This is a genomic window from Paenisporosarcina sp. NPDC076907 (assembly GCF_050269735.1).
GTDB lineage: Bacteria > Bacillota > Bacilli > Bacillales_A > Planococcaceae > Paenisporosarcina.
The window spans coordinates 1-18,101 of the sequence record NZ_JBNNIX010000004.1 but is presented as its reverse complement, the minus strand read 5'-3'; the positions used below and the strand labels follow the sequence as shown (position 1 = coordinate 18,101).

The following is an 18,101-nucleotide window of genomic DNA, read 5'->3' as shown; positions in this document are numbered from 1 at the left end:
TTACTTCTAATGTTCACCTATAATATGTAACTTTCTAACTCATCTTTTTGACGCAAGTGATGACGAAAATGCATTCCAACCAAATCATACCATTCCCTTGCTTTCAGCCATCCGAACCCGCCATGTTCAACCTTATTATTTGGGTTAATATTATTCACTTTCGATTCCCATTGAATCAATCTTAGAATTAACTGATTCATCCTGCTAATTAGGTCTTCCTTGCTGTCTGAATTTCAGAAATATATCTTAGCTGTTCCAATGAATACTTGTGAAGATCATTTTTGAAAGTAATCAACAGATTATTATCAATCATTTAAATACTCCTTTGTAATAGTTAAGGGATGTTCCGTTCGCAAAAAATCGATTCAATCTCAAAAGTATCGTGTTATGTATACATATTAATTTGCCAATGAGGAAGTAGTCACTTCACAATAACAGAAATAATAACTACAAGTAATAAGAATCATCACAATAAACAGTTAATTTAATTCGTAATATGGTACACTTTTCCACAGATGAAAAAGGAGGCACAAGTCCAATGGTGAAAAAATAACATGAGAAAATCTTAAATTATTTTATTAATCTTTAAAATACACATGTAGATTTTCTCTTTCATAGAATTAATATCTAGAATAGAGGAGAGATATATAACATGTTAAATAAATTAAGTGATGCTATTTATTATTTATCTAATCAAGATGATAGAGAACGACCAACATTAGGGTTGGTATATGGTGACCAATATAGTTTAATAATAGACTCTGGTAATTCTACTCAGCATGCAAAAGACTTTTTACTAGAAATCGAGAAGCTAAATGTACCACCAGTTAAATATTTAGTTATTACACATGCACATTGGGATCATTTCCTGGGAATGAATGAATTTGGAGCAACTGTTATAGTTAACAGGGAATCAAACGAACTAATAAATGAATGGACAAGTTATTCCTATGACGATAGTTCGCTTCAAAAGTATGTGAATAATAATCAGATGAGTGCTATGTGTATGAAGATTATTCAAGATGACATGCCAAACAGGGATAGTTTTAAGTTGCACTCTCCAGATATAATCTTTGAAAATACATTAACTATTGATTTGGGAAATAAAGTTTGCATACTCGAAAAAATTAAAAGTACTCATACAGATGATTCTACAATTATTTATATTCCTGATGAAAAAGTTATTTTTTTAGGTGATTGTGCATATGGTACAACCACAGATTCTTTATTTCATTTCAAGCAATCTTTGTTATTGCCTATGATTGAAGACATTCAAAAATTTGATGCTGAAATGTTCCTACTTGGTCATGAATCTATCTGCGATTCAAATGAAATGAATCTTTACTGGAAAGAGTTAACAACAGCAAGTCAAGTTGTAAAATCTACCTCACTAATAAATGCTATAGAAAGCTTTAAAGGAGAAAATAAAAGAGACCCTAATGATAATGAATTGTTTTTTATAAAAGCATTTGTGAATGACCAAATTATTCATTCGTAATTATTCTTTAAAATACATCAGCCATCTCAATTGAAACTGAGATGGCTGTTGCTTATTTTAGACCTTTAGTTCAACCTACCTTAGATCCATTCTTTTCCATGTTCACGAATAAATTTAATATCGCTTTGATAATGTTTGTGCTACTTTTTTTAAGTGTCCATTTCGGGGTTGTGTTCAGATGTCACATTGCACATTATTTTTCATAAGACTTTCATCGACCGTTCAAAGGAATGTCTCACTCTTAATTCCTTTGGACTTCTGATATCTTATAACTTCCATTCTCCATTTTCTCCAAGATAATAGTCAGGGTATAGGACCCCATCTCTTCATTAATGGTTTCACTGATTTTCACAAGATTAGCTACGCCCTTTTTGTTGTTCTTATCGACAGTAGGTACTTGATAGTGGATGATGGAAGTTTTTCCACTCCAAGTGAAGGTATCCGCAACAAAATAATTTGTATTAATGAAATCTGTACCTTGCATGAAGTGATAGTGTGTTACGCCGTTTATATCTTTTTTCATCATACTGTGTGAGATGAATTGTAGTGTAAACCAATCGGTGAAATGAGAGTTAAAAAGTGCTAGCAAGTCTAGTTTTGTGAAATAGCCTCTAGTCGTGCTAGTTTGTAAAGTATTTGCTTCTTGAAAAAGTTTCTTAAACGCTAATATCTCGAGTTTTCTTTTAGATGGAGTTTCGTATTTGATACTTGCATTTTTTTGAACGAAGCTGCCTGCCCCAACACCATACAATCCATTAGAATTAGACTTGTAGCTGTATACTCGGTATTCTTCACCTTTTTTCAATGTTCGAACAGTTGTAATCGTACCATCAGATGCCAGTTTGACTAACGGGGTGTCTAGTATGACTGTCAATTTCCCAAGTTGACCAATCTTTAATTCTGTTTTCCCCCACATGATTTTTACAGGTGATGCTGCACTCGCTGAATTCTCTATTGTCGCGAAGGGCAATGAAACAAAAACGATTGTTGCTAAGATGATTTTTATTAAATTCCTCATTGTATAGTTGTCTCCTTTAGTTGTTTTGGATATATTAATCCACGGTTTCAATTAAGATGATGAACATAACAGTCCACTGGGGTTTTACTCTTTCAAAGGCTAACATTTGTGCTAGGGAACCAGGTTGTTCAACCTGACCATATACACGAAAATTAGTTTCGCCTATTTTATCTATTTCTTGTTATAGTCAATCTCTGCCAACCTGCATCGTTTTTTGAATAAGAAATTTATTTCATCCTCTCCAATATCAAGTAATCTTTTGTTTTAATTATGGTTATGTCGTGTTTCTTTGCAAACTCAATTAAATGGTCATACGCTTTTGGTGGTTCGAGAACAGCTAACCTTACGTTAATCCCTTTACTTACTTTTATTTTGGCTGCTTTCTTTGCCCAACCGATTCGTGTGAATTTCATTTGGATTATATCTTCAGGAAAAATTCTCTGTTTTACGATGGGTTTACCGAAAATTAATATCTCATAAACCAAATTCTCGTCTTGGATGTTAAATCTAAATCGAATTAGAGCAAATACAACGGCTACTAGTAAAACTAATAGATATAGAGATGAAGATCCGCCAAAGTAATCCACTACTACATTCATAAATAGGACAAAAATGATGGTCATAACCATTGGATATCTATGGGGTTTCATGTTGTATTCCATTTCAGTTCATCTCCTTTTGTTGCTGCTTAAACTATCCTGCACCATTAGTTGAACCGAAATCTTCACAATCTTAAATTAATATTAACATAAATATCCAAATCAATATCCCATTCTTAAAAATTAATCACCTTGCTAAATGCAAAAAAGGTTGTCCTCTAATCGTTAGAGGACAACCTTTTTAACTTAACTTATTTCAACGCACGCCAGCCAATGTCGTTTCGATGGAAAAATCCATCCCACTTCAATTCAGATAACGCGTTATACACTTGTTTTTGAGCATCCGCCAGTGAATCTGATTTCGCTGCGAACAGAATCACTCGGCCTCCATTGCCAACGAAGCGTTCATTCACTTCTATTGTGCCTGCATGAAATACTTGCACATGTTCATTCAGCTTTGTTAAATCGGGCAATCTAGCTCCCTTTTCTACTTTATCGGGATAACCATCAGCGGCAACTACTACCCCTAGCATTTCTTCATCCGACCATTCCAATTCAAATGGTGTTTCATCAAGAAGTGCGTTCATGAATTCACCAAAATCCGAAACCATACGTGGCAACACGACTTGTGTTTCTGGATCACCGAAACGAGCATTAAATTCAATCACTTTCGGTCCATCCTCAGTCAAAATCAAGCCAGCATAAAGAATACCGGTAAATGGTGTTCCTTCAGTTGCCATTGCTTCTACAGTAGGTGCGACAATCGCTTCGAATGCATCTTGAACGACAAGTTCCGAAATGTGTGGCACAGGTGAATAAGCGCCCATTCCACCAGTATTTGGTCCCCGGTCACCGTCATATGCACGTTTGTGATCCTGGGCAATGACCATTGGGTAAATCTGCCCTTTATGAACAAACGACATGTAAGAGAACTCTTCTCCATCGAGGAATTCTTCAATGACTACACGAGAAGATGAGTCCCCAAACTTTTGGTTGCCAATCATGTCTTCCACAGAATTAATTGCTTCTTTCACGGTCATGGCAACGACTACGCCTTTACCGGCAGCAAGTCCATCTGCTTTCACAACAATCGGTGCACCCATTTTCTCGATATACGCTTTGGCTTCCTTGACATCCGTGAACGTTTCATAAGCAGCGGTAGGAATGCCATATTTCTTCATCAGTTCCTTGGCAAAGTTTTTACTACCTTCGATTTGGGCAGCCGCTTTCGTAGGGCCGAAAATACGCAGACCTTCCGCCTCGAAACGGTCAACGATTCCTGCAGCAAGTGGTTGTTCAGGTCCGACAAATGTCAGATCGATGGCATTTTCCTGAACGAATGCAACCAGCATATCAAATTCAAGTGCTTCGATCGCCACACATGTTGCATCATTTCTCATGCCATCATTTCCAGGAGCTACAAACACTTCGGTTACAGATGGAGAGTTATTGAATTGACGTACAATGGCGTGTTCACGCCCACCACTACCAATAACGAGTACTTTCATTCAAATATCCTCCTCTTAATGCTTGAAATGACGAACTCCAGTGAAGACCATTGCAATTCCATATTCATTGGCTTTGGCAATTGAATCTTCATCTTTCACTGATCCACCTGGTTGAATAATTGCCGTAATGCCTGCTTTTGCAGCCGCTTCAACGGTATCATTCATTGGGAAAAAGGCATCTGAAGCAAGTGATGCACCTTGTGCTTTTTCTGCAGCTTGTTCTAATGCAATCTTGGCAGCACCGACACGATTCATTTGCCCAGCACCGACGCCAAGCGTCATTTGAGCATCTGTGACAACAATCGCATTGGATTTCACGTGTTTGACTACGCTCCAACCAAGCTTCAGTGCAGCCCATTCTTCTTCGGTTGGTTGACGATCCGTCACAACACGGACGTCCGCTTGTGCGAATCCATGTGCATCCGGTTCTTGCATCAACAAGCCACCCTCGATTGAAACGGTGTTCCATTTATCTTTTTTGTTCTGTTCAAATGGAATCGTCAACAGTCGAATATTTTTCTTCTTTGTCAAAATCTCCATAGCCTTTTCAGAGAATGAAGGAGCCAATATGATTTCAAGGAAGATCCCTGAAAGTTGTTCTGCCGTTTGGCCATCCACTTCACGATTTAACGCAACGATACCACCAAAAATGGACATGCTATCAGCTTCGTACGCTTTCGCAAACGCTTCAGCAATCGTTTCACCGATTCCAACCCCACATGGATTCATATGTTTCACTGCGACTGCAGCTGGCAATTCAAATTCTTTAACGATTTGAATGGCTGCATTGGCATCTTGAATATTGTTGTAGGAAAGCTCTTTCCCATGTAGTTGCTGTGCAGAAGCAATTGAGAATTCCGATCCTAGTGCACGTTGATAGAACGCTGCTTTCTGATGTGGATTTTCTCCGTAGCGCAACGGTTGTTTCAATTCATATGTAAATGTTACTTGCTCAGGGAATTCTTCACCTGCAAGATCCGTTAAATAACCCGAAATATAAGCATCATAAGAAGCTGTATGACGGAAAACTTTTGCTGCAAGACGACGACGCGTTTCTAAAGTCGTTTTACCAGTTGCTTTCAATTCTTCCAAAACCGCAGGATAATCCGTTGCATCCGTGATGACGGTTACATAGGCATGATTTTTCGCAGACGCACGCAACATTGCCGGTCCACCGATATCAATATTCTCAATCGCATCGTCAGCAGTCACATCTGGTTTTGAAATCGTTTCACGGAATGGATATAAGTTAACACAGACCACTTCGATTGGCTGGATGCCATGTTCGTTCATTTGTGCTTGATGATCGGCATCGTCATGCTTGGCAAGAAGACCGCCGTGAATCATCGGATTTAGCGTCTTGACACGGCCGCCCAATATTTCGGGGAATCCTGTTACTTGATCGACCGGTGTAATGGCTACGCCATTTTCCTGCAAATACGCTTTCGTACCACCTGTTGATAATATTTCATAGCCTAATGTCTCTAACTCTTTTGCGAATTCAAGAATCCCTGATTTATCTGACACACTGATAAGGGCACGTTTTGTCATATGAAAGTCCTCCTATAGTGAAAGCTAGTTTTGTGAAGTTGTGCCAGGAACGAAGGCTACGACTTTTCTGTCCATTCATTTTGGTTTTCTGTCCACTCATCCAGGTTTTCTGTCCATTCGCTCTCAAAAAGACATGATTCCTCTCCAAAAAGACATTCCATTCCGAAGTTCTACAGACTCCATAATTGCTGTAACGTTTTAGTATAAAGCACATGTTCAACCGCATGAATGCGTTGTTCTGTTTGTTCACGGTCTCCTTCTGCAACTTCGACCGCTTGTTGCGAAAGGATGGGACCTGTGTCCATTCCTGCATCCACATAATGCACGGTCACACCAGTTACCTTGACGCCATGCGCCAATGCTTGCCCGATCGCATCTTTACCTGGAAATGAAGGCAGCAAAGAAGGATGAATGTTGACGATGCGATTGGCAAAGGCAGTCAGCAACGTATCCCCGATCAACCGCATGTAACCAGCCAGCACCAACCATTCTACCTCGAGCTGTTTCAGTTCTTGCAAAATAGATTGTTCATAATCGACTTTTGACGCAAAATCTGACGGGCGGAGAGCCACTACGGCAACACCAGCTGTTTTAGCTCGTTCCACGACAAAAGCTTGTGGCTGATCTGTAACAACCGCCACAATATCGGCATCTAAATCGCCAGCTCTTGCTGCGTCCGTGATGACTTGAAAATTACTTCCACTGCCGGAAGCAAAAATCGCCACCTTTGGCTTACTGTTCATCATTCAGACTCCCGTCATGGTTTCCTTTAAATTGAACGCCTTCGCCTGTTACCACTCTACCAATGACATAAGCATTTTCACCGTTTTCCACCGATAGTCGAATGGCTTGATTCGCTTGCTCTTCAGGAAGTGCAACGACGAAACCAATGCCCATATTGAAAACATTATACAAATCACGGTCTTCCAGAGACCCTTTTTCTTTCAACATTGAAAACACAGGCAAAACAGGCCATGAACCTAGTTTAATTTCAACACCAAGACCTGCAGGCATCATGCGAGGCAGGTTTTCGTAAAAACCTCCACCAGTTACATGTGCCATACCGTGGATGTCTAATGCTTCATGGAGGGCAAGAACCGGTTTTGTATAAATTTTTGTCGGTTTCAATAAGGCTTTCCCGATACGACCTAAGTGTTCGTAGCCTGCAACATACGAATCAATTTCATACCCTTGATCAGCAAAGACAATTTTACGTACGAGTGAAAAACCATTTGAATGGATGCCACTAGATGCAAGTCCAACGAGCACGTCACCTGTTTGAATCTTTTCACCAGTCACGATATTCGATTTTTCGGCTACCCCGACGGCAAACCCGGCCACATCGTATTCATCTTCTTCATAAAGACCTGGCATCTCTGCCGTTTCCCCACCGATTAATGCAGCACCTGCTTGTACGCAACCATCTGCAACACCTTTGACAATTTGCTCGATCTTTTCAGGCTTTGCTTGACCGACAGCAAGGTAGTCTAAGAAAAATAACGGTTCAGCTCCTTGAGCCACGATGTCATTGACACACATTGCCACGCAATCGATCCCGATTGTATCGTGTGTATCGGTCATAAATGCCAATTTCAATTTGGTCCCGACACCGTCTGTACCTGAAATCAATACCGGTTCTTTATAATCGAGTGACGACAAGTCAAACATCCCACCGAAACCACCGAATGCACCCATAATGCCTTTACGAGCTGTTCGATCCACATGAGACTTCATTCGCTTTACAGCTTCGTAACCCGCTTCAATATTTACGCCAGCTTGTTCATATGCCTTTGACATCCCTGTCGCCTCCTAGCGAACCAATTCTTTTTGATGCGGTAAAATCGTATCTCCGTATATTTCAGTTGGATAATTCCCTGTAAAGCAAGCTAAACAATGTCCAGCTTCAGGACCTTCATCCGTTCGACCGATTGCACGAACCATTCCTTCAACCGAAAGGAATGTCAGTGAATCTGCCCCAATCAATTCTCTTATTTCTTCGATGCTATTGTTGGAAGCAATCAGTTCTTCACTTGAACTCGTATCGATTCCATAGAAACATGGATTTTTAATAGGCGGAGAACTGATGACAACATGTACTTCCGTTGCTCCTGCTTCTTTTAACATCGTAACAATACGTCTCGATGTGGTTCCGCGGACAATGGAATCATCAACCATCACGACACGCTTGCCGTTTACCACTTGGCGGACGGGTGACAATTTCATTTTCACACCACGTTCACGCAAGTCCTGTGAAGGCTGAATAAATGTACGACCGACATAACGGTTTTTGATTAACCCTAATTCGTAAGGAATTCCCGTAGTTTCTGAAAAACCAATAGCTGCTGAAATACTGGAGTCAGGTACACCTGTCACGACGTCTGCTTCAATTTGTACTTCTTTCGCTAATTCTTTTCCTAATCGTTTACGTGCCGTATGAATGTTAATGCCATCAATATCTGAATCAGGACGTGAGAAGTAGACGTACTCCATAGTACAAATCGAGCGTTTTGCAGGGAATGCAAAGCGTTCCACACGCAAGCCGTCGTTGTTGATAATCAAAAACTCACCCGGTTCAACGGAGCGTACTACTTCGGCACCGATAATATCGAATGCACATGTTTCCGAAGCAACCACCCACGCATCACCCAGTTTTCCTAAAGACAATGGACGCAACCCGTTTGGATCGTTGGCAACGATCATTTCGTCTTCCGTCATCATGACGAAGGCAAAGGCACCTTTAAGCAGTGATAAAGCATTCTTCGCGCGTTTTTCAAACGATGAATAGCCACTTTTTTTAATTAAATGAGCCAATACTTCTGTATCTGAAGAAGTCTGGAAAATGCTTCCCTGACGCTCTAAATGTTGTTTTAAATGATTCGCATTCACTAGATTGCCATTGTGTGCAATCGCTAGACTCCCAGTCGTCGAGCGGAATAAAAGAGGCTGGACGTTTTCAATCCCCCCGCCTCCTGCAGTTGCATAACGTACATGGCCTACCGCACCATAACCTTGCAAATGATCGAGCTTGCCTGCACTGAATACCTCATTGACAAGCCCTTCCCCTTTGACCGCTTGAAGCGATTGACCGTCCGTTACGACAATCCCCGCTCCTTCCTGGCCACGGTGTTGAAGTGCATGCAATCCGTAATAGGCGATCTGTGCTGCATTCGGGTCTCCCCAAATTCCAAAAACGCCACACTCTTCGTTTAAGCCTCTGAGTTCAGCAAGCATGGAATTGCTCCTTTCCAAGCAGATCGGAATTCTTCAACAGAACCTGACACCCACTCTTCGCCATTTTCATTTCGAATGATGACGGACGTATCTGATGTAACCATTCCAATGTTTACTGCATCTGTTACGATTTCTTCGAACGCTGCCGCATGTTGTGGTTTCACGGTCACGATGAAGCGCGATTGTGATTCACTGAATAAAGCCGTGATCGTCGAACCTGAAATCGTTACATCCACACCAAGGTTTTTAGCACCGAACGTTTTCTCAGCTAATGCTACGGCAAAGCCACCTTCAGCAATATCGTGAGCCGAAGCAACGAAGCCAGCTTGAATCGCTTGCAGAAGTGCATTTTGTCGAGCAACTTCCACTTGTAAATCAATTAAAGGTGCTTGACCAAAGATACGGCCTTCCACCATTTTTTGAAGTTCACTGCCACCGAATTCAGTCATCGTTTCACCGATGAGATAAACCAGGTCACCAGCATTTTTTACGTCTTGTGTCGTTACATGTGATAAATCTTCAACTAACCCAACCAAGCCAATTGTAGGTGTTGGATAAACAGCCACTCCACTGCGCTCGTTGTAAAGAGATACGTTCCCGCCGATAACAGGGGACTCCAGTGCCAAACACGCTGCAGCCATCCCATCAGCCGACTTCTCCAATTGCCAGAATATCTCTGGCTTCTCTGGATTTCCAAAGTTTAAGCAATCTGTAATTGCCAGTGGTTTTGCGCCTGAACAAACGACATTACGTGCAGCTTCCGCGACCGCAATCTTCCCGCCAGTTTCCGGGTCCAGATAAATGTAGCGTGAATTACAGTCTGTCGTCATCGCAAGTCCTTTGTTCGTGCCACGAACACGCACGACCGCTGCATCCGAACCTGGTGCTACCACTGTACTCGTACGCACTTGATAGTCGTATTGATCATATACCCATTCTTTTGACGCAATAGTTGGTTGTTTCAATAAATTGATCAATGTTTCTTTATAATCAGCAACTTGAGGTTCTACATTTTCCATTGCTTGATATTCCGTGTAATAAGCTGGCACGCTTGAAGGTTTATAATAAACCGGTGCTTCTTCAGCCAAAGCATCTGCCGGGACGTCTGCTACAACTTCCCCTTTATGAAGCAATCGAAGCATTTTATCGTCTGTTACATGACCGACAGCGACAGCATCCAAATCGTATTTTTCAAAAAGCTTTACAATTTCTGCTTCGCGTCCTTTTTTCACTACGATCAACATACGTTCCTGTGATTCAGACAACATCATTTCGTAAGCCGTCATTCCTGATTCACGTTGAGGAATCAAATCAAGATTCATCTCTACTCCGAAACCTGCTTTAGAAGCCATTTCAGCTGAGGAAGAAGTTAATCCTGCCGCACCCATGTCTTGGATCCCGACAAGTGCATCTGATTTTACAAGCTCCAAACACGCTTCAAGTAATAGTTTTTCCATGAATGGATCGCCCACTTGAACGGCCGGACGCTTTTCTTCAGAAGTTTCACTTAATTCTTCCGATGCGAATGTCGCGCCATGAATTCCGTCTCGACCTGTTTTGGCCCCTACATACATCACCGTATTGCCGACACCTGAAGCAACACCTTTTTGAATATCTTCATGATTGATCAAGCCCACACACATCGCATTGACCAATGGATTTCCTGCATAACAGTCGTCAAACTGAACTTCGCCACCTACTGTTGGGATGCCGATGCAGTTCCCATATCCTGCAATTCCTGCAACCACTTCTTCAAACAAATAACGAACGCGTGGACTTGTCAATTCCCCAAAACGCAATGAGTTCAGCATCGCAATCGGACGGGCTCCCATTGAGAAAACGTCACGGATGATTCCGCCAACACCAGTTGCCGCTCCTTGGAAAGGCTCGATAGCTGATGGATGATTATGTGATTCCATTTTGAACACAACTGCTTGTCCATCACCGATATCGACGATTCCAGCACCTTCACCAGGACCTTGAAGTACACGAGGACCAGTCGTTGGGAACTTACGTAAGATTGGTTTCGAGTTTTTATAAGAACAGTGTTCCGACCACATTACTGAAAACAATCCTGTTTCCGTATAGTTCGGTTTACGTCCTAAAATGTTTTCGACCATCTCAAACTCTGAATCTGATAAACCCATTTGAGCATATAGTTTCTGTTCTTTAATTTGCTGAGGATTTGGTTCAAGCATGACTGACATGAGATTCCCTCCACTGTTTAACGATAGATTTGAATAGTGCTAGTCCGTCCGTTCCACCAATCAGTTCGTGCACCGCACGTTCTGGATGTGGCATCATTCCTAAGACATTACCACGTTCGTTAATTATCCCTGCGATATCTTCCACACTGCCGTTAGGATTATCATTCGTATAAGTGAAAACAATTTGATTGTTTGCTTTTAATGAAGCAAGTGTCTCTTCATCACATGTATAGTTTCCTTCACCATGTGCAATCGGAACTTGAATCACTTGGTCTTTCGCATATTCGCCTGTAAAGATGGTGTTGTTATTGACAACGGTTAGCTCCACTGTGCGACACATGAACTTCAAGTTTTTATTGCGAAGTAAGGCACCTGGTAGCAAGCCAGCTTCGGTCAAAATCTGGAATCCATTACAAATACCAAGAACCGGTTTACCGGCATCAGCCGCTTTTTTTACTTCACTCATAACGTTAGAGAATTGGGCAATTGCCCCACAACGTAAGTAATCTCCATAAGAGAATCCACCAGGCAGCAGAATGCCATCATAGCCACTTAAATCTTTTGTATCGTGCCAAACATATTCAGCTTCTTCACCAAGCTCATCTTTAATTGCATGATACATATCTAAATCACAGTTAGATCCGGGGAATACGAGGACTGCAAACTTCATTTGCTGACAGCCTCCTCGACATCGTACCGATAATCTTCAATCACTGTGTTCGTTAATAGTTTTTCACACATCTCTTTAACTACCACGTCTAGTTCTCTTTCAGAATCATCCACTTGAACTTCTAAGTACTTGCCAATGCGAACATCCGCTACTTCGTTGTAGCCCATGGTATGAAGAGCGCCCATTACTGCCGAACCTTGTGGGTCTAGTACACTTTCACGTAACGTTACATAGATTTTTACTTTTTTCATTGTGTGATTCCTCCTAGGCGGGATAGTATGATTTCGTATGCATCTGTTAATTGACCTAAATCTCTGCGGAACACGTCTTTGTCCAGCTTTTGTTTTGTTTTTTCGTCCCATAAGCGGCACGTATCAGGTGAAATTTCATCTGCAAGCAACACATTTCCTTTATCGTCACGACCAAACTCCAATTTGAAATCTACTAAAATAACACCGATTTCTTTAAAGAATTGAGTTAGTATCTTGTTAACTTGTAGACCCTTTTCATAAAGAGCTAGAACTTCTTCTTGTGAAGCAATGCCCAAAATCTCGATATGTTCTTCTGTAATAAGCGGATCGCCAAGTTCGTCGTCTTTAAAGTAGAACTCGACAATTGGACGCGCGAGTTCTACTCCTTCTTGTAGTCCGAGGCGTTTAGCTAGACTGCCCGCTGCGACCTGACGAATGACGACTTCGATAGGAATGATGTCAACTTTTTTCACTAATTGCTCATGATCGGATAATTGCTCAACGAAATGAGAATCAATGCCTGCAGCTTTCAATTTTTCAAACAGTAAAGAGGTGATTCGGTTATTCAACGTACCTTTACCTGCGATTTCGGCTTTCTTTTCTCCGTTAAATGCAGTTGCACTATCTTTGTATTCCACAAAAAGAATATCTTCTTTGTCTGTTGTATATAATCGTTTCGCCTTACCTTCATACAAAAGCTGACCTTTTTCCACGTGAATTCCCCCGATTAGTTTAGTCCGAGACGCTCGAAAATCATGTCGACATGTTGGATATGGTAGTTATAGTCAAAGCAATCATCCAATTCTTCTTTGGACAGTTGTGAAGTAATCGTTTCGTTCTGTTCAACGACCCCACGGAAAGCAATTTGGTTTTCCCATGCTTCCATCGCACAAGGTTGCACTGTATCGTACGCTTCTTCACGAGCCATCCCTTTGTCAATCAAGGCAAGAAGGACACGTTGTGAGTAAATCAAACCAAGGGTACTGTCCATATTGCGTTTCATATTCTCTGGGAATACCGTCAAGTTTTTCACGATGTTACCGAAACGGTTCAGCATGTAATTTAAAGCAATCGTTGCATCCGGTAAAATGACGCGTTCAGCTGATGAATGTGAAATATCACGTTCATGCCATAAAGATACATTTTCATAAGCAGTCAACATATATCCGCGAATCAAACGAGCCAGACCAGTCATGTTCTCAGAACCAATCGGGTTACGTTTATGTGGCATTGCCGAAGATCCTTTTTGACCTTTTGCAAATGATTCTTCCACTTCACGTGTTTCTGATTTCTGCAGTCCACGAATTTCTGTTGCAAACTTCTCAACAGACGTCGCAATCAATGCTAGTGTGCTCATGTATTGCGCATGACGGTCACGTTGCAATGTTTGCGTTGAAATCGGTGATGCCGTAATGCCTAAATTTTCACATACATATTTCTCTACAAAAGGATCGATGTTTGCATAGGTACCAACTGCACCAGACATTTTGCCTGTTTCAATTGACTTCGCAGCCGCTTCAAAACGCTCAACGTTACGTTTCATTTCCTCATGCCATAATGCTAGTTTCAAGCCGAAAGTCGTTGGCTCAGCGTGCACGCCATGCGTACGTCCCATCATGACTGTGAATTTATGTTCTTTTGCTTTATTCGCCAAGATCTCAACGAAATTGTTCAAGTCTTTACGAAGGATTTCATTCGCTTGCTTGATGATGTATGAAAGAGCTGTATCCACTACGTCTGTTGATGTAAGACCGTAATGAACCCATTTACGCTCATCCCCTAATGTTTCGGAAACAGCACGTGTGAAAGCCACAACATCATGACGCGTTTCTTCTTCAATTTCAAGGATACGGTTGATATCAAATGAAGCATTTGCACGAATTTTCGCTACGTCTTCTTTCGGGATATCACCAAGTTCAGCCCATGCTTCACATGCTAATATCTCAACTTCCAACCATGCTTGGTATTTATTTTGTTCTGTCCAAATTGCTCCCATTTCAGGGCGAGTATAACGTTCAATCATAAAGTTCTCCTTCTATTCCGACCAAATGCCGGAATGCTCGATTTCTTGTAGTGTTTGTTTTAAATCGTTTGTCAAAATGGTCACATGCCCCATTTTACGTTTTGTTTTTGCTTCTTCTTTGCCATATAGATGAATGGACCAGTCTGGGTATTTGGAAATCGCGTTCGATAAGGGAACGACGTGTTCTCCAAGCACATTGACCATGACCGTCGGTTGATGCAGCACCGGTTTCCGTAGTGGCCACCCGCAAATAGCACGCACATGCTGATGAAACTGCGAAATCGTACTACCTTCTATTGAATAATGTCCTGAGTTATGAGGACGTGGCGCCAACTCGTTGATTACAATCGTGTCATCTTGCAGCACAAACATTTCAACTGCCAAAGTACCGATTAACTGCAGATGATCCGCAATTTGTTCAGCCGCTTCTGTAGCTTGTGTCAGAATCGATTCAGTTACACGAGCTGGTACAATCGTTTCGTGTAAAATATGATCTTTATGAACATTTTCACCGACAGGCAGACAATAGGTTTCCCCGTTCCCATTACGCTGTACGATAACTGAAATTTCTTTAACGAATGGCACGTAAGCTTCCGCAACACACGCTCCATGATCGAATAATGGTGCAGCTAGCATTAAATCTGCTTCTGACTCAAGCTTCACTTGACCTTTGCCATCATAACCGCCGTAAGCCGTTTTGACGATACAAGGGAAACCGACTTCATCTATACACGCTTTCAATTCTACAATACTTGTCGCAACAATATAGTTTGCAACCGGTACACCCGCCTGGCGAATCTCCGCTTTTTCAGTAATCCGATTTTGTGTAATACGGACAAGTTCTGCCCCTTGGGGAAGATAAGCGAATTCTGATAATCGCTTAAGTCCTTCATAATCAATATTTTCAAATTCGTACGTAATGACATCACTTACATCTGCAAGTTCTTCCAGTGCCGTTTGATCGTTATATGGTGCAACGATTTGGATGTCTGCGATTTGACCACAAGGCGATTCCATCCCTGGGTCGAGTACGGCAATTTTAAATCCAGCTTCCTTGGCTGCCAAAGCCATCATGCGTCCTAATTGACCTCCACCTATAATTCCGATTGTTTGCCCGGGTGAGATGGTTTTCATCATATGAGGTCACCGTTACTCTCAAATACTTTTTCCTTCGTTGCTTCACGTCTCAAATCAAGATTATGTGCCAGCGTTTGATCAGTCATTGCCAGCATCTGCGCAGCAAGCAACCCTGCGTTCGTTGCACCGGCTTTGCCGATTGCTACTGTTGCAACAGGAACACCGCCTGGCATTTGTACTATCGATAATAATGAATCAAGCCCGTTCAATGCTTTAGATTGAATTGGAACCCCGATAACCGGTAACGTCGTTTTAGACGCAACCATACCCGGTAAATGCGCTGCTCCACCTGCACCAGCAATAATCACTTGTATTCCTCTTGTTCTTGCTGAGGCGGCATACTCAAACATTAAGTCTGGCGTCCTGTGAGCTGATACTACTTTTTTTTCATAAGAAACTTGCAGTTCATCTAATATGTCACATGTATGTTTCATTGTTTCCCAATCACTCGAGCTTCCCATGATCACGCCGATTTTTGCATTCATCTGAAATCGCTCCTTTATTGAAAAGCTGAAAGCGCTGTTTTATTTTGTGTGCGCTTAACTTAACATAGAAATCTTTTTATTGAAAAAAAGTAAAAAGTCCTCAAATAAACTGCTCATTATGCATGAAAAGCAGTTTACTTGAGGACTTTATAGAAATTGGGTCATGAATAGCTGACATATACATATGCAGACTCACTTCCTTCATTCAAACATCCAAAAGTTGCTTTCCCGCATAGTCCGGTCATTTACGGTGACCTGGTAGAGACGCTAAAGCCAATTCTTTAGCATATATGGGGAGTATCGTTGTTCCTATATTCACATTTTAACAAGAGGTAGAGCTTGCGTCAACGCTTAAATGCGAACGATAAATTTTCAGAAAACAATATCGTTCGGTTTTTAGCCTATTTTTTGGTTATTCAGAGATGTACGTACCTTTAAATTGAATGATTTGGCGAATAGGAACGATTTCTCCATTCACTTCCTGGAACATCGGCTCTTCTCTTCTGCCAGTTGGCATATACCCTTCCGCCTGCATCCGTTTCAAACAATCATCAATCGTTTCATTCTCTGCGACTTCAAACCACACCGTCTTTTTCTTCATTTAAATAGCTTTCCTTTCCTAACCGTTTTCACCCAGAATCCGCCATGGATCGTTTTCGGCTCATACGCAATAATGAAAGCTTTGGGATCAAGCTCTTTAATCGTTGCATACAGTTTCAATTCATATTTTCGTGGAGTCAGAATTTGCATCGCTTTACGGTTTCCTTCAAGACCATTTGCTTCCCAATCCGTTACACCATACCCTTTATCACGCAAAAGTCGAGGTAATACACGATTCTCCTCCGTCGTAATCACATTCACCGTAATGTAACCAAGTGCCATCTTCTCTTCAATTTTCGTACCTACGATGACTCCTGTTCCATAACCAACTGCATACGCAACGAGGTTTTGGATTTCATTTAAGTTGTCCAATACCAAACCAAGTCCGACAACATAAATGACCACTTCAATTGTGCTGATAAACGCTGCGAAATAGCGATAGCCTTTCAGCGTCATAATCATGCGCACTGTAAAAAACGACACATAAACAATATTTATGCTAAATATAATTAAGACCATCATCAGGGCTTCAGAACTCATTTTAGACTTCCCTTCTAAGAAAAACTTTAAGCCCCTATCTTATGGGAGAAACCTTCATAATACAAGGGATTTGCTGTATTTCCGTAAATTGTAAAGCTTGTTATGTATTACGTAGTTTGTCTCATCGTGAGATTACTATGTAGTGGGAGGTTTAATATTAGGGGGAATTTATTAATTAGATTGTGCATTTCACTGGAGATTTATCAATCGTACTTAATTTATGGCCAGGGGGATCATATTGTGGTTTCTCATAAGGCAAGTTATGTTGGCTAATGAAACAAGTTTTTGTTCTCGAGAGGTGCTTTCGAATATTTATCGCTCATATAGCGGTGTTTATCGCTCACACTGGGGATTTATCGCTCACTCGGAAGATTTATCGCTCATATGAGCCAATTTATCGCTCAAAGCCGTCTCACTCACAAGTTTACTTGCTGAACCAATCGAAGCCTTTTAATCCACTTCCTCTAAAGAATCCCTCTCCAACAGAAAAGAGCCATTCCACTGACGTTGAATGGCTCCCATTTGGGGGTGCGGGTGCGGGTGCGGGTGCGGGTGCGGGTGCGGGTTCAAAACATAAATAGCTTTAAACCTCTTAATGGTCTTTTTTCCGCTACGCTCCTGTTCAAACCCTTAAAAAAGACCACAAAAAAACCGCTACCTCGGAAGGTACCGGTTTTTTACTTTGCCTAGCGACGTCCTACTCTCACAGGGGGAAACCCCCAACTACCATCGGCGCTAAAGAGCTTAACTTCCGTGTTCGGTATGGGAACGGGTGTGACCTCT

At 41.5% G+C, this 18,101-nt stretch carries 18 protein-coding genes, 1 rRNA gene and 1 riboswitch; of the genes, 1 reads left to right on the top strand and 18 read right to left on the bottom strand.

The genetic code is table 11. The features are described 5' to 3' along the window. Positions 1-17: 17 nt before the first annotated feature. Entirely contained in the window at positions 18-200 is a 183-nt protein-coding gene (locus tag ACQKEV_RS13100) for a hypothetical protein (protein WP_427446713.1), read from the bottom strand. A gap of 452 nt (positions 201-652) precedes the next feature. On the opposite strand from ACQKEV_RS13100, the gene ACQKEV_RS13095 reads away from it, so the two are divergent. Next, positions 653-1,498, top strand: a complete 846-nt coding sequence (locus ACQKEV_RS13095) for an MBL fold metallo-hydrolase (RefSeq protein ID WP_427446711.1) — start codon at positions 653-655, stop codon at positions 1,496-1,498. A gap of 241 nt (positions 1,499-1,739) precedes the next feature. Here ACQKEV_RS13095 and ACQKEV_RS13090 read toward each other — a convergent pair whose 3' ends face one another. From ACQKEV_RS13090 to rrf, 17 genes are all read right to left on the bottom strand, one after another. Next, positions 1,740-2,516, bottom strand: a complete 777-nt coding sequence (locus ACQKEV_RS13090; protein ID WP_427446709.1) for a hypothetical protein — start codon at positions 2,514-2,516, stop codon at positions 1,740-1,742. Between the two features lie 227 nt (positions 2,517-2,743). Next, positions 2,744-3,178, bottom strand: coding sequence for a hypothetical protein (locus ACQKEV_RS13085; RefSeq protein ID WP_427446707.1), 435 nt, complete (start codon positions 3,176-3,178; stop codon positions 2,744-2,746). Positions 3,179-3,366: 188 nt separating this feature from the next. Beyond that, a complete protein-coding gene (purD, locus tag ACQKEV_RS13080) occupies positions 3,367-4,623 on the bottom strand; it encodes a phosphoribosylamine--glycine ligase (RefSeq protein ID WP_427446705.1) in 1,257 nt (418 codons plus the stop codon). A gap of 15 nt (positions 4,624-4,638) precedes the next feature. Next, positions 4,639-6,174 carry a bifunctional phosphoribosylaminoimidazolecarboxamide formyltransferase/IMP cyclohydrolase gene (purH, locus tag ACQKEV_RS13075; RefSeq protein ID WP_427446703.1) on the bottom strand — a complete coding sequence of 512 codons (1,536 nt, stop codon included), beginning with the start codon at positions 6,172-6,174 and terminating at the stop codon, positions 4,639-4,641. 170 nt (positions 6,175-6,344) lie between these two features. After that, positions 6,345-6,917 (bottom strand): phosphoribosylglycinamide formyltransferase, encoded by a 573-nt coding sequence (gene purN, locus ACQKEV_RS13070; RefSeq protein WP_427446701.1) that lies wholly within the window; start codon positions 6,915-6,917, stop codon positions 6,345-6,347. Further along, complete coding sequence (gene purM / locus ACQKEV_RS13065) at positions 6,907-7,971, bottom strand: phosphoribosylformylglycinamidine cyclo-ligase (protein WP_427446699.1); 1,065 nt, start codon at positions 7,969-7,971, stop codon at positions 6,907-6,909. The genes purN and purM overlap by 11 nt, the downstream gene beginning before the upstream one ends. 12 nt (positions 7,972-7,983) lie before the next feature. Continuing rightward, positions 7,984-9,405, bottom strand: coding sequence for an amidophosphoribosyltransferase (gene purF, locus ACQKEV_RS13060; RefSeq protein ID WP_427446697.1), 1,422 nt, complete (start codon positions 9,403-9,405; stop codon positions 7,984-7,986). After that, positions 9,381-11,612 (bottom strand): phosphoribosylformylglycinamidine synthase subunit PurL, encoded by a 2,232-nt coding sequence (purL, locus tag ACQKEV_RS13055; RefSeq protein WP_427446695.1) that lies wholly within the window; start codon positions 11,610-11,612, stop codon positions 9,381-9,383. Before purL ends, purF begins: the two co-directional genes overlap by 25 nt. After that, complete coding sequence (gene purQ / locus ACQKEV_RS13050) at positions 11,596-12,282, bottom strand: phosphoribosylformylglycinamidine synthase subunit PurQ (protein WP_427446693.1); 687 nt, start codon at positions 12,280-12,282, stop codon at positions 11,596-11,598. Before purQ ends, purL begins: the two co-directional genes overlap by 17 nt. After that, entirely contained in the window at positions 12,279-12,533 is a 255-nt protein-coding gene (gene purS / locus ACQKEV_RS13045; protein ID WP_269926268.1) for a phosphoribosylformylglycinamidine synthase subunit PurS, read from the bottom strand. Before purS ends, purQ begins: the two co-directional genes overlap by 4 nt. Continuing rightward, entirely contained in the window at positions 12,530-13,246 is a 717-nt protein-coding gene (gene purC / locus ACQKEV_RS13040) for a phosphoribosylaminoimidazolesuccinocarboxamide synthase (protein WP_427446690.1), read from the bottom strand. The genes purS and purC overlap by 4 nt, the downstream gene beginning before the upstream one ends. A gap of 14 nt (positions 13,247-13,260) precedes the next feature. Next, positions 13,261-14,556, bottom strand: coding sequence for an adenylosuccinate lyase (gene purB / locus ACQKEV_RS13035; protein ID WP_427446688.1), 1,296 nt, complete (start codon positions 14,554-14,556; stop codon positions 13,261-13,263). Between the two features lie 12 nt (positions 14,557-14,568). Further along, entirely contained in the window at positions 14,569-15,693 is a 1,125-nt protein-coding gene (purK, locus tag ACQKEV_RS13030; RefSeq protein WP_427446686.1) for a 5-(carboxyamino)imidazole ribonucleotide synthase, read from the bottom strand. Beyond that, positions 15,690-16,178: a 5-(carboxyamino)imidazole ribonucleotide mutase gene (gene purE, locus ACQKEV_RS13025; protein ID WP_427446684.1), complete on the bottom strand. Its 489-nt coding sequence runs from the start codon at positions 16,176-16,178 to the stop codon at positions 15,690-15,692. Before purE ends, purK begins: the two co-directional genes overlap by 4 nt. A 213-nt stretch (positions 16,179-16,391) precedes the next feature. Next, positions 16,392-16,492, bottom strand: a riboswitch (purine riboswitch). Between the two features lie 98 nt (positions 16,493-16,590). Further along, positions 16,591-16,779 carry an NETI motif-containing protein gene (locus tag ACQKEV_RS13020; RefSeq protein WP_427446682.1) on the bottom strand — a complete coding sequence of 63 codons (189 nt, stop codon included), beginning with the start codon at positions 16,777-16,779 and terminating at the stop codon, positions 16,591-16,593. Then, positions 16,776-17,318, bottom strand: coding sequence for a DUF2179 domain-containing protein (locus ACQKEV_RS13015; RefSeq protein ID WP_427446680.1), 543 nt, complete (start codon positions 17,316-17,318; stop codon positions 16,776-16,778). Before ACQKEV_RS13015 ends, ACQKEV_RS13020 begins: the two co-directional genes overlap by 4 nt. A 684-nt stretch (positions 17,319-18,002) precedes the next feature. Beyond that, positions 18,003-18,101, bottom strand: a 5S ribosomal RNA gene (gene rrf, locus ACQKEV_RS13010); the annotation flags it as partial.

What these genes read in the sequence shown, in the direction of transcription:
- ACQKEV_RS13100 (WP_427446713.1), bottom strand. Translation starts at nt 200, where the DNA reads ATGAATCAGTTAATTCTAAGATTGATTCAATGGGAATCGAAAGTGAAT.
- ACQKEV_RS13095 (WP_427446711.1), top strand. Translation starts at nt 653, where the DNA reads ATGTTAAATAAATTAAGTGATGCTATTTATTATTTATCTAATCAAGAT.
- ACQKEV_RS13090 (WP_427446709.1), bottom strand. Translation starts at nt 2,516, where the DNA reads ATGAGGAATTTAATAAAAATCATCTTAGCAACAATCGTTTTTGTTTCA.
- ACQKEV_RS13085 (WP_427446707.1), bottom strand. Translation starts at nt 3,178, where the DNA reads ATGGAATACAACATGAAACCCCATAGATATCCAATGGTTATGACCATC.
- purD (WP_427446705.1), bottom strand. Translation starts at nt 4,623, where the DNA reads ATGAAAGTACTCGTTATTGGTAGTGGTGGGCGTGAACACGCCATTGTA.
- purH (WP_427446703.1), bottom strand. Translation starts at nt 6,174, where the DNA reads ATGACAAAACGTGCCCTTATCAGTGTGTCAGATAAATCAGGGATTCTT.
- purN (WP_427446701.1), bottom strand. Translation starts at nt 6,917, where the DNA reads ATGAACAGTAAGCCAAAGGTGGCGATTTTTGCTTCCGGCAGTGGAAGT.
- purM (WP_427446699.1), bottom strand. Translation starts at nt 7,971, where the DNA reads ATGTCAAAGGCATATGAACAAGCTGGCGTAAATATTGAAGCGGGTTAC.
- purF (WP_427446697.1), bottom strand. Translation starts at nt 9,405, where the DNA reads ATGCTTGCTGAACTCAGAGGCTTAAACGAAGAGTGTGGCGTTTTTGGA.
- purL (WP_427446695.1), bottom strand. Translation starts at nt 11,612, where the DNA reads ATGTCAGTCATGCTTGAACCAAATCCTCAGCAAATTAAAGAACAGAAA.
- purQ (WP_427446693.1), bottom strand. Translation starts at nt 12,282, where the DNA reads ATGAAGTTTGCAGTCCTCGTATTCCCCGGATCTAACTGTGATTTAGAT.
- purS (WP_269926268.1), bottom strand. Translation starts at nt 12,533, where the DNA reads ATGAAAAAAGTAAAAATCTATGTAACGTTACGTGAAAGTGTACTAGAC.
- purB (WP_427446688.1), bottom strand. Translation starts at nt 14,556, where the DNA reads ATGATTGAACGTTATACTCGCCCTGAAATGGGAGCAATTTGGACAGAA.
- purK (WP_427446686.1), bottom strand. Translation starts at nt 15,693, where the DNA reads ATGATGAAAACCATCTCACCCGGGCAAACAATCGGAATTATAGGTGGA.
- purE (WP_427446684.1), bottom strand. Translation starts at nt 16,178, where the DNA reads ATGAATGCAAAAATCGGCGTGATCATGGGAAGCTCGAGTGATTGGGAA.
- ACQKEV_RS13020 (WP_427446682.1), bottom strand. Translation starts at nt 16,779, where the DNA reads ATGAAGAAAAAGACGGTGTGGTTTGAAGTCGCAGAGAATGAAACGATT.
- ACQKEV_RS13015 (WP_427446680.1), bottom strand. Translation starts at nt 17,318, where the DNA reads ATGAGTTCTGAAGCCCTGATGATGGTCTTAATTATATTTAGCATAAAT.